Raw genomic sequence first — 18,417 nt, 5'->3', positions numbered from 1 at the left:
TTCGCTTGCAGTCTGTGCATTACTGAATATACTGTACAAATATACAGGTATTTTATTATGCATGAACTCATCTCTCATCTAAAAAATAAGCAATGGCTATGGCAAGGCAGCCAGCAGCCGAGCAAAATTGATCGCCTCAGCACGGGCTTTGATCACCTTGATCAACAGCTCGGTGGCGGCTACCCGAAAAATGGGGTTATTGAGCTTTCAAGCCCTCTTGGTATTGGTGAGTTGCGCTTATTACAGCCTCATCTTGCCCTTTCCGAAGACAGTCGGTTAATTGCTCTGATTGGTTTGCCGGATCAATTCTGTTTAGAGTCTTTCACTGCTATGGGGATCGCACACTCTCAACTGTTACTGGTAAATGCTCCTGAAGATAAATCTCAACTTTGGGCAGCAGAGCAGTGCTTAAAAAGCGGTGCCTGTAGCCATGTTCTTCTGTGGCAAGAGTCACTCGAAGTTCATCATGCTCGTCGCCTACAGGTTGCTGCTGAGCAAGGTGATGCGATTCAATTTTTATTTACTCAGCGAGAGCAACGCAGCTTCTCACTACCCGTTAACTTAAGCATGAATTTGGCTGCACAAGCTCATGGATTAACCATCACGATCACCAAACAAAAAGGCGGTTGGCCTAGCCAGTCTTTCGACCTCGACTTGCGCCAATACTGGCCTCAACTCGCACCGAAACAACATGCTGCTACGGTCATCCCTTTCCCACTCCAAAAGCAAGGGTGAATGATGGTACTTTGGATTTATTTGCATTTTCCTCGTCTGCAACTTGATGCCTTATTTACCCATCAAGCGAATGAAGCGCAGGTTCAAGGTGAAGAAAAAGAACATCCTACAGTTGTGGTTGAAACTCGTCATCACAATATTGTGCAAGCCAACGATGCCGCTTTAGCCGATGGTGTGAAGGTAGGAATGGGGCTAGGCAGTGCCTCTGCGCTGTGCCCGAAATTGAACGTGCACCCTTTTGATCTTCTATCTGAAGAGGTTAAATTACAGGAAGTCGCGCAATGGTTATACCTCATCACTTCCGATATTGTGCTCTATCCACCCAATGGTTTGTTGCTCAAAGCCACCAATATGCTCACCCTATATGAGGGGCTGGAAAGCTATTGGCAAGCAGTAAAAAAGCATCTCGATAGCCTTGCGATCTCTTATCAATTTGCTTGCGGGTTTTCTCCCTATTCTGCCATGTTGCTCGCCAAGCAAGGGGCGAATCTATTGAGTGAATGTCGCGATACTATTGTTTCGACGCTCTCTCCTTTACCTCTGCACTATAGTGAGCTCGAAACTAAACACGTTGAGCAGTTAAACCGTGTAGGAATTAAAGACTTCGCAGGCCTACTTGCGTTGCCATTGAAAGAGGTGGCACGTCGTTTCAATATTGATTTGGTCAATTATGTTGGGCGTCTGCTAGGGCAGCTCTCTCACCCCGTGCGTTTTTTTCACCCTAAAGAGCAATTTGAGCGCAGCCTAGAGCTACTCTATGACGTTGAAAATATTCAGTGGCTGCAACGACCGCTAACGCGGCTGCTCAAACAATTAGATTCATTTTTAACTCTGCGTAATCTTGTCGCGTATGAGTTAATCTTAACGCTACACCAAAGGGATAACCCGCCGCAGAACGTCACCTTTACATCTGGCGGTGGCGACTACCGCTATGAAAAGTGGCTAAAACTCTGCGCACTTACATTAGAGTCGATCAAACTTGATGCGGCGGTCTATCACCTCACTTTAAAAGCGGTTCGCGTTAGTCAAATCAATCAAAACTACATTGATATTTTTGAAGGGGATAAAGGTGGGCAAAATCAAGCCGATTTAATTGCGCTACTACAAGCAAAACTGGGAAATCATAACGTCACTCGCCCACTCCCTAGCGCAGACCATCGACCCGAGAAATCGACCCGCTATATTAATGCTGACCGCGATATTGCAGCATTGCCCACCTCCGAGATACAGCGCTTACGTCCTACTCGCCTTGTTCAACCACCACAGCGCTTGACCGAACACGTTGAGTTAATCCACGGCCCGGAGCGCATTGTGACTGGATGGTGGGATGGCGATAGTGTGACGCGTGATTATTTCATCGCTCAAACGCCACAAGGTCTTTGGCTATGGGTATTTCGCACTGAACAAAAGTTGTGGTTTTTACATGGCTACTTTAGTTAGCCACAGAGTCGATCTATGTCTTATTCTGAGCTTTTTTGTCAAAGCAATTTCTCCTTTCTAACCGGCGCTTCACACCCAGAAGAGCTCGTTATTCAGGCTGATTTTCTGCGCTATCATGCGATTGCCATTACTGATGAGTGCTCAGTGGCCGGCGTGGTACGCGCTCACACTGCGATTAAGCAGCACAATCTGAACGTAAAACAGATCGTGGGGAGTCTCTTTTGGCTCAATAATGAGTGCCAAGTCGTCTTACTCTGCCCTAACCGTCAAGCCTATGCCGAGCTATGTCGTATCATTACCAATGCGCGCCGCCGCGCCGATAAAGGGCATTATGAGCTTTCAGAGTGGGACTTAATGTCGGCCCGTCACTGCTTGATTTTATGGCTACCACAGAATAAAAGTTGCGATAACCACTGGGTTAAGTGGCTTTATCAGCATCACTCAACGCGCTTATGGCTCGGGATACAACGTCACTTAAAAAGCGACGAAGGGTGCTATATCGACTATTGCGAACAGTTAGGCCGAGAGTGGCAAATTCCAATTACCGCTTGTGGTGGAGTACTCTATCACTCAGCTAATCGCTTACCGCTACAACATACCCTAACGGCCATTAAACACAGTACTAGCATTGAATCTTTAGGCCATCACCTATTGCCAAACTGTGAACAAGCACTGCGCAGCCAGGAAAAATTACAGCGCCTTTTCAAAGCCGAATGGCTCGCTGAGACAAAATACATAGCCGACTTATGTGAGTTTCAACTCGGTGACTTGCAATATGAATACCCGAGTGAACTTGTACCCGATGGCTATACCGCGATGGAGCATCTACGCGTTTTAGTCAATAAAGGCGAGCATATTCGCTTTCCTGAAGGCGTTCCAGAGAGCATTCGAGCGACGATAGACAAAGAGCTCGACCTGATTGAAGAGCTGCATTACCCCTTCTTTTTTCTCACTATTCATGATGTGGTGATGTTTGCCAAGCAACAAGGCATTCTCTATCAAGGGCGCGGCTCGGCGGCGAACTCTGTTGTTTGTTATTGCCTAGAAATTACCTCTGTTGACCCTCGGCAAATCTCGGTGCTGTTTGAACGTTTTATCAGTAAAGAGCGTAATGAGCCGCCTGATATTGATGTTGATTTCGAGCATGAACGCCGCGAAGAGGTGATCCAATATCTCTATCAAAAATATGGCAGAGAACGTGCTGCCCTTGCCGCTACCGTGATCTCTTATCGCTTTAAAAGCGCAGTAAGAGATGTCGGCAAAGCCTTAGGTATCAATGAAACTCAACTCGACTATTTCATCAAAAATGTTGATCGACGAGATCGTCAAACCGGGTGGGAAAGCCAGATTGTCCAGCTAGGGTTAGACCCAAGCACACTCAAAGGCGAGCAGTTTATTGCGTTGGTCAATGAGATCCTTGGGTTTCCTCGCCACCTCTCGCAGCATGTTGGCGGCTTTGTCATTTCATCAGGCCCTCTTTATGAGTTGGTTCCCGTCGAAAACGCAGCAATGCAAGAGCGAACCGTGATTCAGTGGGATAAAGACGATTTAGAAAGCCTGGGATTGCTGAAAGTCGATGTTTTAGCCTTAGGCATGCTCACAGCGATACGTAAATGCTTCTCACTGATTGAAAAGCATTACGGGCATCGCCTCTCTATTGCAGATATTACCCGTAGAAAAGATGACTCTGATGTTTATCAGATGATTCAACGGGCTGATACTGTCGGTGTATTTCAAATAGAGTCTCGCGCGCAAATGAGTATGTTGCCGCGCTTAAAACCACGAACCTATTATGACCTAGTTATTCAGATTGCGATCGTCAGGCCTGGACCGATTCAAGGCGACATGGTGCATCCATTTCTAAAAAGGCGTAATGGTCTTGAGCCTGTGACTTACCCTTCAGAAGAAGTCAAAGAAGTGTTATCACGCACAATGGGTGTTCCAATTTTCCAAGAGCAGGTAATAAAATTGGCCATGGTCGCAGCGGGCTTTAGCGGTGGTGAAGCCGATAAATTACGCCGTGCGATGGCTGCATGGAAAAAGAATGGGGATTTAGCCAAGTTTGAGAAAAAGCTGATCGATGGCATGAAAGGCCGTGGCTATGAAGAGAGCTTTGCTCAGCAACTTTTCCAGCAAATTTGCGGTTTTGGTGAATATGGCTTTCCTGAAAGTCATTCCGCGTCCTTTGCTGTTTTGGCTTATTGCTCTGCTTGGTTGAAATATCACTACCCAAGTGCCTTTTATACCGCGCTGCTCAACAGTCTGCCGATGGGTTTTTATAGCCCTTCACAGCTTATCCAAGATGCACAGCGCCACAATATCAACGTGCTTCCCGCTTGTGTTAATCAATCCACTTACGATCATCATCTCGACGACTCCTCTCCTAGAGGTTCGATTCGACTTGGCTTGAGGATCATTAAAGGCTTAAGCCATGAAGGCGCTCTTGAAGTTATAAAGCAGCGTCCCTCTGTCGGTTATCAACATACGGGCCAGCTCAAACATATCGGAATCAATCAGAAAGATCTTAATGCGCTGGCATCCGCCAACGCAATGCAGTCTTTCGCCCACAATCGTTTTGCAACACGCTGGCAAATGATGGACAACCTCTCTGATCTTCCCTTATTTGCAGAACTAAACGAAAACGACACCATGCAACCTTGCGCCCCTTCTGAGGTCGAAAACTTATTAGAAGATTACACCGTGACTGGCCTCTCTCTCGGTGAGCACCCCATAACACTGCTCGACAAAGCTCGTGCTTTACCGCGCTTTGTCAGAATGAACCAATTGATCACACGCCCACATAAATCACTCGTCACCGTAGTTGGTGTTGTCACGGGCAAGCAATCACCAGGCACCGCTGGTGGCGTCACTTTTTTCACTCTTGAAGATGATACGGGCAACATCAATGTGGTGGTATGGAAAGCCACTGCAAGAGCACAAAAACAGGCGTATCTCACCGCAAAGGTATTAATGGTAAAGGGAATATTAGAACGAGAAGGAGAAGTCACTCACATCATCGCTGGACGCTTAATCGATGTCAGTGACAAATTAGGAAAATTAGACAGCCACTCTAGAGAGTTTCACTAGTGGCTATTTGAGTGGGTCATTATCAGGTAAAGCACTATGTAGCCAAATAGCCAAGCGCTTTTTAATGTTGGCTCCATCTTGTTTATCTGCTGGCAGTGGGGTGATCTGATTCACCTCCACCAAAAAAAGATACACTGCCTTGATCTTTATTGGCTGCGATGAGCTTGGCAGTTCAATCCCTTGCATCTTAGCCATCTTAAAGCCGACTTCTATCGCCTTTTTTACCAGTTTATCTTCATTAGGTATCTTCGATACTTTCGACATAACCATCACACCTTGTATTGGGTCTTGCTAGCAGTATAACAAAGCCCGAGAGTGCGACAGTTAGATGGCTCTCAAAGTCATTCATCTACAGCCACTTTCCTTCTATCGCTCTCGATGATACTCATAGCTTACAGCGACAACCAATAACGCAATGTCATCAGGGCTCGCTCAGAGAAATCCATCTGCTTAATCTTGGCTTTGGTGGTGAGCGCTAGCTGAGGCTCATCGGTGATGATGCCATCAACACCGAGTAAGAACATACGCTGCATCGCCTCGGCTTCGTTGATCGTCCACACCAACACTTCTTGTTCACGCTGTTGGATCTCTATAATACGCCAAGCTGTTAGCCACTGCCCGCTTACCATCAACATATCAACTTCACGCTCGAGTTGCGATTCACCAACACCAGCAGCATAGATAAGAGCGTATCTCAGGTTATCAGGGCGACTGTCAGCAAGCTCGAACATCAGCTGAGACAGTAACTCGCCATCTAAACTTGAAACAATCATTGGTTGGGAGTAATTCGGCAGTAGCTTCGCCATCGCCATGGCTAAATCGACACTTCGGTTATACCGTTTGAGCTCAATATTGAACTCTATATCATCAGCATAATGATCCAACAAATGATCAAGTAACGGTGGCGGTGTTAGATTTTTATCTTCATAGGCCGCGCTGATTTCCGCATAAGTTGCCTCTTCAACCACCAGCGACACACCTAACATACGTCCTAAATCACGGTCATGAAAAACCACTATTTGACCATCTTTGGTCAACTGAACATCAATCTCTGTGCTTTGAATACCCAGTTCAACCGAATATTGGATACCCGCCTCGCTGTTTTCAGAGCGCCCAAAACCACCCGCTCGGTGCGCGGTCACATACCCTGTGGTATCAGTTTGCACATGCTGCGCAAATTGCTTGATATCGTAATACCCATTGAGGCCAGCCAAGGCAATAAATGACACCATAACAGTAATCATTAGCGTGCGCCGTTTTGTATCCTGCATTAGGCCAACAAAGCGCGCTTGTTCGTTAACCAGCTTTAGACGCTTTGTCTGCAGTCGCAATACATAGTACTGACAGCTAGCATAAATAAACCGGTCGATAAAACTCAAAACTAAGGCGACACCCAACAATAGAGCGGTCGCAAGAATAAGCCAAGGGTAACGCTCTGGGTCTGTCGTTGCCCAATTCAAAATGGGATCCAATATAAACAGGAAGGCCGCAGCAAACATCGCTGCAATCGATGCTCTAGCCAATAACCACAGTATATGGCCACCTAAAATATGCGGATAAATCTCGCGACTGAGCCTTTGTGCTTGCTTGAACAGCTGCCATTGCGAACAGTTTTGAAACAGGCTCAATGGTAATGCAAGCCACCAGCTCGCCCAATAACGCAGCACTAACAATACCAATGGGAGCATCGCTAAAACGACGATCCCAACCGCAAACCATAATGAGCTCGCCTGATTGCTAAGATAATAATTAATGTCCCAATCACTGAGCATCAAGCCATAAATCCAGCGTCCAAACCAAAGCACGGTCGCAAACAACAAGCTAATACCCAACGACTGAGCAATAAGCACTTTCACTACACGAAAGCTTCGTTGGATGAGCAACCCAAACGTATCGACAATCGAACGTTTACCAACATCCTGCTGCGCAAGCAAAATGCTAATGGTTGAGTGCTCGACAAAAAACGCAAAGCTCATGTTGGTCACTACCCACAAGCTCAACAAAAATCCGGTCGGTGACAATAAAAAAGAAAGCATTTCTTGATTGGCAATCGCATTGACACCATGCAGTTGCATCAGCTTAGAACTGAGCCATAGGTCAAGGGGAACAAACAGTGTCAACAGCGTCGCTCGCACCAAGAGGAAACTCGCAAACATCTGCAAGCCAGTGGTGCGAATTCGGTGCCACATGAAATATAGGATATGTCGGCTGCGATTGAGGGTTGCGCGGATCAAAGAGAAACTGCCTGTAGTGAGACTAAATCATGCCGATATGATAGCACTTCATAATGCCAGAGAAGTCTAATTCTTTATCTGAATGGAGCGGAAAGCGGATGATTTTGCGTATCCAAGAATTAATTTTTATATTTATGAATCATGAGAGAGGCCAGCAATACCAATGGGTTCATGGATTTCTCAACAAAAGCCCCTTTCTATAAGCAAAACCTAAAAAAGTCACCCGAAATTATCAACTATACCATCAAGTCGCACAAAGCAATTCTCAACATTTTTTTGCTGTCCAGCGTTCTGCGATACAAGCAAACAGTCCTCCTTTGCATCATACAGTCTCTCAGACAACCATAACTCACAGACAACCATAACTCCGCGTAAGAAGCTTTTGGACAAAAGTGATTTAGTGACTTTACTAAATTAGTATTATATAGATTACTTTTTGTAATACTAAACTCCTGATCAGGAGACCCCTTTCACTCTGTTACTACATCTTGAAAGTAACAACTGCTGCCCACTCATTGAATCCAATATATATGTAAACAAGCTGGTCGGTTAAACGCTGATCAGAGTATTCAAATACATAGTTGCTTGCATCCATTGATACCTAAAACGTAGAACCGTCTCAATTTCTGGTTTTTTTCTTTAAAAATTATCCAATTAGTTAGCGAAACATCTATCTGTGTATTTTACTTAAAATAGTGCAACCACGATTCACGGATGAGAAAAATGGCTAACAAAAAAAACGTCGAAGCAAACAAGAAAAATACAGAAATCAAAAATAAGAAAAGTAACGAGCTAGAACAAAAGAAGCCAACCAAAAAAAAGAAGCTCAGACTGCATTCACACCTAAAAGTTAATATCCCGCTTTTTCAATCACTCATGATGATACTGCCATCATTGGCTAAACACACAGCTGCCGAGGATGTAGACAATTCCGGTGATAACGCAGATCAAGTAGCCGCAAATAACGTGACAGCAAAAGATTCCAGCGACCACCATGGAAAAATGGACTCATCAGCGGTTACTCATCAAGAGGCTCAAACGAGCGACAGCGACGTAAACTCTACCTTAAGTGCAAGCCACGCTCCCCATGGCTCGAGCTCTCACTTGGTTCCTTCTCATCATTTATCGACGCTTTCTCACCCGCAAGTCCATTACATTCCTTCGGTATCGATGCCGACTATCTCATCAGGAAGTAACGGTCAGCCGACTCATTCGAATGCGCCTACAACGACCGCTTTACCCGTCACCTTCATGCCAGAAGTCATAAAAGGTACCTACGGAGAGCTTCATGTTGATGCAAATGGTCAATACACGTTTGTATTAAACCCAAAATCGCCTCAATACATACTGTTGAATCAGCACCAACAAGGTACTGATCATTTCTTGTTGCATCTATCTAACGGCTCGAGCGTCATTGTTCAAGTTCCGGTCACGGGTAAGCAAGACACGCCAAGTATTTCTGGAGACTTAACAGGTGTCGTCACAGAAGATCACAATATTGATTCACAAGGCTTGTTACATGCGAACGGTAAAATTGATGTCATAGACCCTGATCAAAATGAAAGTTCGGTTGCGCCGGAAGTTATCTCTGGGAAGTATGGTTCATTAACTATCGATTCTGATGGACACTGGCAGTATCAAGTTGATAACTCTCTTTCTAACGTTCAAGCGCTAACCGGGGCGACTTCACTGCATGAAAGTTTCACAATTCACACCAAAGATGGCACACCGCAAACGATCGATATGACGATCGGCGGGAACGACGACAATGCCGTGATTACAGGCGTGGATGCTGGCACGGTAACTGAAGATTTAACAACGCAAGTCCAAGGACAGCTTTCGGTAACGGACTCTGATCTTGGAGAAGACCACTTTCAAGCCTCACAAGTAACTAGCAATTTCGGCACGCTCAGCATCACCAAAGACGGTGCGTGGATATACAATTTAGACAGCAATAACCTTGTAGTTCAAGGACTTGGCCAAGGTTCGACTGCGACAGACATAGTCACTGTTTACTCAGCCGACGGCACAGCGCATCAAGTTATGGTTACGATCAATGGGACTAACGACAAAGCAGTTATTGGTGGAACAGACTCAGGAACTGTCACCGAAGAGTCTCAATTGCAAACATCCGGTACGTTGACTGTCACTGATATCGATACTGGCGAGGCACATTTCTCCAACACAGATATCGTAGACAACTTGGGGACTCTACATCTGACCGACTCAGGTGCTTGGACTTACGACCTCGATAACACAAATCCTATCGTTCAAGCGTTAGGCGTGAATAAAACAGCCACTGATACTATTACTGTACATTCTGCTGACGGCACGCCGCATCAAGTTACGATTACGGTAAATGGCACCAATGATACTGCTGTGATTGGTGGCACCAACTCAGGTGCGGTAACCGAAGAATCTCAATTGCAAACCTCTGGTACGTTTACTGTCACTGACGTTGATACTGGCGAAGCACATTTCTCCAACACAGATATCGTAGGCAACTTAGGTACTCTACATCTGACCGAATCTGGGGCTTGGACGTACGACTTAGATAACACTAACCCAACCGTTCAAGCGTTAGGTGCGCATAAAACAGCTACCGATACTATTACTGTCCACTCCGCTGACGGCACGCCACACCAAGTGACGATCACCGTGAATGGCACCAATGATGCTGCTTTAATCGGTGGGACAAACTCAGGTGCAGTAACCGAAGAGTCTCAACTTCAAACCTCTGGCACCCTTACTGTAACCGATGTTGATACTGGCGAAGCACATTTCTCCAACACAGATATCGTAGGCAACTTGGGGACTCTACATCTGACCGACTCAGGTGCTTGGACTTACGACCTCGATAACACAAATCCTATCGTTCAAGCGTTAGGCGTGAATAAAACAGCCACTGATACTATTACTGTACATTCTGCTGACGGCACGCCGCATCAAGTTACGATTACGGTAAATGGCACCAATGATACTGCTGTGATTGGTGGCACCAACTCAGGTGCGGTAACCGAAGAATCTCAATTGCAAACCTCTGGTACGTTTACTGTCACTGACGTTGATACTGGCGAAGCACATTTCTCCAACACAGATATCGTAGGCAACTTAGGTACTATACATCTGACCGAATCTGGGGCTTGGACGTACGACTTAGATAACACTAACCCAACCGTTCAAGCGTTAGGTGCGCATAAAACAGCTACCGATACTATTACTGTCCACTCCGCTGACGGCACGCCACACCAAGTGACGATCACCGTGAATGGCACCAATGATGCTGCTTTAATCGGTGGGACAAACTCAGGTGCAGTAACCGAAGAGTCTCAACTTCAAACCTCTGGCACCCTTACTGTAACCGATGTTGATACTGGCGAAGCACATTTCTCCAACACAGATATCGTAGGCAACTTGGGGACTCTACATCTGACCGAATCTGGGGCTTGGACGTACGACTTAGATAACACTAACCCAACCGTTCAAGCGTTAGGTGCGCATAAAACAGCTACCGATACTATTACTGTCCACTCCGCTGACGGCACGCCACACCAAGTGACGATCACCGTGAATGGCACCAATGATGCTGCTTTAATCGGTGAGACAAACTCAGGTGCAGTAACCGAAGAGTCTCAACTTCAAACCTCTGGCACCCTTACTGTAACCGATGTTGATACTGGCGAAGCACATTTCTCCAACACAGATATCGTAGGCAACTTGGGGACTCTACATCTGACCGAATCTGGGGCTTGGACGTACGACTTAGATAACACTAACCCAACCGTTCAAGCGTTAGGTGCGCATAAAACAGCTACCGATACTATTACTGTCCACTCCGCTGACGGCACGCCACACCAAGTGACGATCACCGTGAATGGCACCAATGATGCTGCTTTAATCGGTGGGACAAACTCAGGTGCGGTGACTGAAGAATCTCAATTACAAACCTCTGGTACGTTGACTGTCACTGATATCGATACTGGCGAGGCACATTTCTCCAACACAGATATCGTAGGCAACTTAGGTACTCTACATCTGACCGAATCTGGGGCTTGGACGTACGACTTAGATAACACTAACCCAACCGTTCAAGCGTTAGGTGCGCATAAAACAGCTACCGATACTATTACTGTCCACTCCGCTGACGGCACGCCACACCAAGTGACGATCACCGTGAATGGCACCAATGATGCTGCTTTAATCGGTGGGACAAACTCAGGTGCGGTGACTGAAGAATCTCAATTACAAACATCCGGTACGTTGACTGTCACTGATATCGATACTGGCGAGGCACATTTCTCCAACACAGATATCGTAGGCAACTTGGGGACTCTACATCTGACCCAATCTGGGGCTTGGACTTACGACCTCGATAACACAAATCCTATCGTTCAAGCGTTAGGCGTGAATAAAACAGCCACTGATACTATTACTGTACATTCTGCTGACGGCACGCCGCATCAAGTTACGATTACGGTAAATGGCACCAATGATACTGCTGTGATTGGTGGCACCAACTCAGGTGCGGTAACCGAAGAATCTCAATTGCAAACCTCTGGTACGTTTACTGTCACTGACGTAGATACTGGCGAAGCACATTTCTCCAACACAGATATCGTAGGCAACTTGGGGACTCTACATCTGACCGAATCTGGGGCTTGGACGTACGACTTAGATAACACTAACCCAACCGTTCAAGCGTTAGGTGCGCATAAAACAGCTACCGATACTATTACTGTCCACTCCGCTGACGGCACGCCACACCAAGTGACGATCACCGTGAATGGCACCAATGATGCTGCTTTAATCGGTGGGACAAACTCAGGTGCGGTGACTGAAGAATCTCAATTACAAACATCCGGTACGTTGACTGTCACTGATATCGATACTGGCGAGGCACATTTCTCCAACACAGATATCGTAGGCAACTTGGGGACTCTACATCTGACCGACTCAGGTGCTTGGACTTACGACCTCGATAACACAAATCCTATCGTTCAAGCGTTAGGCGTGAATAAAACAGCTACCGATACTATTACTGTCCACTCCGCTGACGGCACGCCGCATCAAGTGACGATCACCGTGAATGGCACCAATGATGCTGCTTTAATCGGTGGGACAAACTCAGGTGCGGTGACTGAAGAATCTCAATTACAAACATCCGGTACGTTGACTGTCACTGATATCGATACTGGCGAGGCACATTTCTCCAACACAGATATCGTAGGCAACTTGGGGACTCTACATCTGACCGACTCAGGTGCTTGGACTTACGACCTCGATAACACAAATCCTATCGTTCAAGCGTTAGGCGTGAATAAAACAGCCACTGATACTATTACTGTCCACTCCGCTGACGGTATACCACACCAAGTGACGATTACCGTAAACGGTACTAATGACTCCGCTGTAATCGGTGGGACAAACTCAGGTGCAGTAACCGAAGAGTCTCAACTTCAAACCTCTGGCACCCTTACTGTAACCGATGTTGATACCGGCGAAGCACATTTCTCCAACACCGACATAAAAGGCTCATTAGGTACTTTACACCTGACTGACAGTGGTGCTTGGACGTATGATCTCGACAACTCAAATCCTGCAGTTCAAGCACTAGCTAAAGGCCAGCACGCCAAAGACATCATTACCGTTCACTCTACCGATGGCACCCCCCATCAAGTGGCTATTACAGTAAATGGTGCAAACGATGCAGCTCAAATAACCGGAACAACAACCGGAGCGGTCACCGAAGATCGTATTTATGGCATGCAATGGTTAGTTGTAAATAGCCACATGCATGTCACTGATACCGACGCAGGGGAGGCTCACTTCGACCCTGTGCTACATGCCCAAAATAATGCAGGCATTGGCTACACCTCCACACTAGGAGCTTCGGTTGTTGTAGCACCCGATGGCGATTGGCATTACCAACTGGATAATAATATTCAGCAGGTTCAGTCTTTAGGCCAAGGTCAGTCCTATATCGATAAGGTCACAGTGCATACAGCAGATGGCACAACGCAAGAATTACAAATCACCATTACGGGTACCAATGATGCACCAACGGTTACAGGCAGTCGTGTATTACCTGCTGGTACCGAGGATCAAACTCTTCGCATCACTCAGACTCAATTGCTAGCAGGTGCGACGGATATTGATAAAAACGATTCCGGCACTTTGCACGTTGACGCAGTAACCGCCGATCACGGCACAGTTACGCATAATGCCGATGGTTCATTTACGTTCCATCCAGACCAAGATTATAACGGTCAGGTTAAATTCACCTATGATATCAAAGACGCTCATGGCGGCTCAGTACAAGCCACTGCATCGTCTACTCTTGCTGCTGCTGGAGATGCAGCTACCATCTCAGGTGTCGATACAGGTGATGTTCATGAAGGACACACTTTTACCGCACCAGACGGCAGTATGACTGGCGGCTATGTTGATGACCGTTCACCTGATCATCAGCACGGAAACATAGGGAAATTGTGGAACGATGAAATCCATACCGATGGCCACCTATCGATAGTGGATGCTGATGCAGGTGAAAGCTATGCCCAAACAGGCACTTATTATGGCACTCATGGTCGTGTCATACTTCAAACTAACGGGGACTGGACCTACTATGCTTCCATCGGCCAAGGTGCAACCGGCAGAGCTATTGATCATCTGGGTACAGGGGAATCACTAGTCGATACTGTCACCGTTAAATCTGCAGATGGCACCACACACGATATTGTTGTTACCATTCATGGCGATAACGACCGTCCGTATTGTTCTGGTGAGGTGCAACTTAACAGCGGTAAAGAAGATCTTGCTCAAACCATCACTGCATCTGAGCTATTGGCAAACACCGTAGATGTAGATACGAACGACATAGGCAAACTGACGATTACGAATCTTCATGCCGATCATGGATCTATTCTAGATAATCAAGACGGTACCTTCACTTTCACGCCAACCAAAGACTATAACGGTCAGGTTCATTTCACTTATGATGTGCAAGATGCCCATGGCGGGGTTACGCATACAGGGGCGAATACGATACTTGCTGCAGTCAATGATACAGCAGTATTTAAAGGAGCAATTACAGGCTCGGTAACTGAAGACTTAAACGCCCATGCCGCAGTTGAAGGTGGCAACTTCGCCTACAAACTGGAGAGTAGAGGTACTCTTGATGCAATAGATCCAGATAGCGGAGAAAGTGGCTTTGACTTTAAAACAATAGCCACCGTATCTTTACATCCAGAGTATGCACCCTATACCTCTTCTCTTGGCGGGTTGCTAGGAATAGATAGGGTCGGTAACTGGAACTACTATATTGATAACCGTAAACCTGAAATCCAACATTTAGGGGCAGGTGAAACCCTAACTGACACTGTGACTGTCCACTCTAAAGATGGAACTCCTCAAGTCATTACCATCACCATTAATGGCACAAACGACCAACCCGTGGTAAGCCGTGAAGTCACCTTAAATTCAGGAACAGAAGATACAGCTTTAACCTTCACGGCTCATGAATTATTAGCCAATGCGACTGATATTGATGGTAACGATGCAGGACAACTGACTGTCGATAACCTGCAAGTGGATCATGGCTCTGTCGTTGACAACAAAGACGGCACCTACACCTTCACACCAGAAAAAGACTACAACGGCGATGTACACTTCACCTATGACGTCAAAGACGCACACGGCGGAGTAACCCACACCGGAGCAAGTACAACACTTGCCGCAGTCGATGACAAAACCATTATTTCTGGCGTTGACCATGGTGTAGCGACTGAAGATGTAGCCACTGTTGTTTATACGAATCCCCATATTATGGACGCTGTTGATTGGCAAGCGCTACAAATTACGGATATAGACAGCCCTAACACTCAAGTCACGGTCGAATTTGAAGGCAAACAATACACATGGAATATAGGCAGTGACCTAAATGTTACGACTCCTTATGGCAGATTCCAGTTCCACACTATCGCAAGTGGACCTCATCAAGGTGAGCATTCGTGGAGTTATATTGGCGACAATAATAATGTTCACGTTCAAGAATTAAAGCATGGTGAATCATTCACTGAATCTATAAGACTAATAGCAACCGATGGTACTGAGTTTCCTATTACGGTTAAGGTTAACGGCACAGAGGATGGGGTCGTCATCGATTCCAAATCAGAACTGGGTCATGTCGTCGAAAATGCCCAAACAGGTGCTTCAGTTTCCGGCAATGTAGTCGCACACGATGTTGATCTCCACGATACGGTGAGCTGGACACAAACACCAACAGGTGGCATTAGCGGTCAGTATGGCACGTTCCACCTAAGTGCAGACGGACAATGGCATTATGACGTTGATCAGAGCAAAGCGACAAAACTAGGAGACGGCGACGAATATTGGGAGCACTTTACGGTTGAGGCAGTGTCTACTGATGGTAGCCATGTCTCGAAAAGTGTCTCCGTTGTTGTGCATGGCGATAATGATGTACCAACAGTTAGTGGCGAGGTCACTTTACCTTCAGGTAAGGAAGATACTTCAATACATATTACACAAGCTGAATTAATCGCTAATGCGACAGATGTTGATACTAATGATAGAGGTTGGTTACACATTGAAAACTTGACTGCAGACCACGGCAGCTTGGTATCAAATTCAGATGGCAGTTTTACCTTTAACCCCGACCCGAATTACAACGGAACGGTCCACTTTACTTACGATGTTGCCGACAGACACGGTGGCATTGCTCATACAGGGGCAAACACAACCCTTGCCGCTGTTAATGATGCGGCTGTCATCACAGGGACGGGCGGGCATCTGCTTGAGGAAGATAATCTCTATTACGGCTATACGATTAAAACAAACGGCCAATTTCATGTCGTTGATCCTGATGGGCCAAGCCAGTCAAAATTTCCGGACGGTTTGCATCACCACACAGGAAGTCTTGGTGGAACATTGCAACTCTATGGTAATGGCAACTACTTTTACCATATTGAGAATAGCGCGGTTAATCATCTAGCGAAGGGACAGGAAGCTAGGGAAACTTTTACTATTCACAGTGTCGATGGAACGCCACATCAGGTTGAATTCGTCATCGAAGGTACTAATGATGCACCTTTTGTGCACGGAGACGTTACTCTCTCGCCTGGTACTGAAGATACCACTGTTACACTGCATGCCTCCGACTTGCTCGCACAAGCCGGTGACTATGATGATGGTGAAACCGCGCAGCTGAGCGTGCATAACCTAAGCGCAGATCACGGTACAGTCACAGACAATAAAGACGGCACCTACACCTTCAAGCCAGATGCTAATTATAACGGGACGGTCCACTTTACCTACGATGTGCAAGATCCTCAGGGTGCGACGGTTGCTACCTCAGCATCCATGGCCTTAGCCGCCGTGGCCGATACGCCTGTCTTGAGTGTCGACATTACGGATACTTCTGATAATACCTTAAATGCCAGCGAATCTGGTGCGGCCGCTATCTCAGGGTCGCTTGACCCTAGCGTAGCCTCAACACTTGACCGCATTGAGATCACCGATGGCACAACGACGGTCACCGTCGACAAGGCCAATATCACTGTTGCTACAGACGGCACCTATCAAACAACCGCGGATCTTTCCTCCTTAAAAGACGGAACGCTGACTGTGACGGCGCATGCGACAAGTCACGACGGTACAACCGCAACGACGACTGACTCGATTACCAAAGATACTCAGGTTAGCCTTCCTACGATTACTTTTGAAAACGCAGGGGCTGACAACTTATACAGCAAAGCTGAAATTGCCCGAGGCCATGCAAATACGATCACAGCAACCGTTACGCCTCCTGGTGATGCCAAAATCGGTGAGCATCTTGTCGTTAACGGTCAGGATCATGTATTAGATGCTCATACTCTTCAGCATGGAATACAAATTGAAGTTCATCCCGGTTCCAATATACAAGCAACAATGACTGACGAACACGGTAATAGCGCAGGTAGCCAAGGTTTTGCTGCCAGTGCGATACCTGAACCGATCGTTGTTAAACCGCCATCGGGAAGTCACCAAGTGTCTGGCACGCTTGGGGTTCCGCCACTATTACCATCGTTAACTCCCGTACCATCCACACAAAGCGGTTGGCGAATCCATTTACCTAACGGACAGTACGTCACTAGTCATCATGGGCAATACGGAACATTAACTATTGATCCTCAGACTGGTCATTTACATTATCAAGAGCAAGCCCAGGTTCATACGGGCCCTCATGGTAGCGCTTCGGGTGTCGGCCAGCATGAAGATAAATTTGAAGTAGCATTGCAAGGGACAAATCAGGATGAAGTGGTCGCCCATGTGAATATCCAGATACTCAGTCATGGGCCTGGACATAGTGGTAAGCTGACAGTTGGAACCGAGGTGGTTGATATGACGATCACTCCTGTCGTTCACACATCCCACCCCGCTCCACCACCACCGCCTCCTGAGCCGAATGATGATCCAGACATAGCTTTACAAGCAGGTTTTACTGTCATGCAAAGCGATGACACTTATCTAGATTTAACCCAGCACGCTCATCAAGAACCCGATCAGAAAACCAGCCACCATGGTGCAGCCGCCTATCTGGATGCATTGGGCATTAAACCCGATGCGACATCGACAACGGTTCACGATCAACCTGCGGATATGGATATCGTACTTTCACAAGTCGACCAACCAGATGCAGCAACACATGACCAAGTGCACTTGGATATGTCAGACGCGCTCGAACACCATGATGCGGCCAATAACCATAACCAAGACGAGGAGCACCATCATCACAACGACGTAGACGGACTGCCGGACATTGATCCAAATAGTTAACCGATAACGAGACAAAACAGAAGGGAGCACATAATGTGCTCCCTTTTTATTATTTGCAGTTGTTATTCGTTTACTCTCATCGACTACT

The 18,417-nt window shown here is 46.6% G+C and carries 6 protein-coding genes; 4 read left to right on the top strand and 2 right to left on the bottom strand.

Annotation, left to right across the window (positions count from 1 at the left end; all coding sequences use genetic code 11):
- Positions 1–57: 57 nt before the first annotated feature.
- The 3 genes from imuA to QWZ05_RS18030 are packed head-to-tail and all read left to right on the top strand — an operon-like array spanning position 58 to position 5,262.
- Positions 58–735 (top strand): translesion DNA synthesis-associated protein ImuA, encoded by a 678-nt coding sequence (gene imuA, locus QWZ05_RS18040; protein WP_264877153.1) that lies wholly within the window; start codon positions 58–60, stop codon positions 733–735.
- A gap of 3 nt (positions 736–738) precedes the next feature.
- Positions 739–2,175, top strand: coding sequence for a Y-family DNA polymerase (locus QWZ05_RS18035; RefSeq protein ID WP_290300826.1), 1,437 nt, complete (start codon positions 739–741; stop codon positions 2,173–2,175).
- Between the two features lie 15 nt (positions 2,176–2,190).
- The gene (locus tag QWZ05_RS18030) at positions 2,191–5,262 is read left to right on the top strand and encodes an error-prone DNA polymerase (RefSeq protein ID WP_290299860.1); all 3,072 of its coding nucleotides are present in this window, start codon (positions 2,191–2,193) and stop codon (positions 5,260–5,262) included.
- A 3-nt stretch (positions 5,263–5,265) separates the two neighbouring features.
- Here QWZ05_RS18030 and QWZ05_RS18025 read toward each other — a convergent pair whose 3' ends face one another.
- Together QWZ05_RS18025 and QWZ05_RS18020 are read right to left on the bottom strand one after the other, a co-directional pair.
- On the bottom strand, positions 5,266–5,526 hold the full coding sequence (locus QWZ05_RS18025; RefSeq protein WP_264877151.1) for a DUF5062 family protein: 261 nt from the start codon (positions 5,524–5,526) through the stop codon (positions 5,266–5,268).
- Positions 5,527–5,654: 128 nt separating this feature from the next.
- Positions 5,655–7,496: a glycerophosphodiester phosphodiesterase gene (locus QWZ05_RS18020; RefSeq protein ID WP_290299856.1), complete on the bottom strand. Its 1,842-nt coding sequence runs from the start codon at positions 7,494–7,496 to the stop codon at positions 5,655–5,657.
- A 723-nt stretch (positions 7,497–8,219) separates the two neighbouring features.
- Between QWZ05_RS18020 and QWZ05_RS18015 the strand changes: the two genes are divergently transcribed.
- Positions 8,220–18,329: a VCBS domain-containing protein gene (locus QWZ05_RS18015; protein WP_290299854.1), complete on the top strand. Its 10,110-nt coding sequence runs from the start codon at positions 8,220–8,222 to the stop codon at positions 18,327–18,329.
- Positions 18,330–18,417: the final 88 nt, after the last annotated feature.

Origin of the sequence: Vibrio agarivorans, from assembly GCF_030409635.1 — a bacterium.
Lineage (GTDB): Bacteria > Pseudomonadota > Gammaproteobacteria > Enterobacterales > Vibrionaceae > Vibrio > Vibrio agarivorans.
Note: the sequence above shows the minus strand (reverse complement) of the source record. Positions and strands in the feature narration are given on the sequence as shown.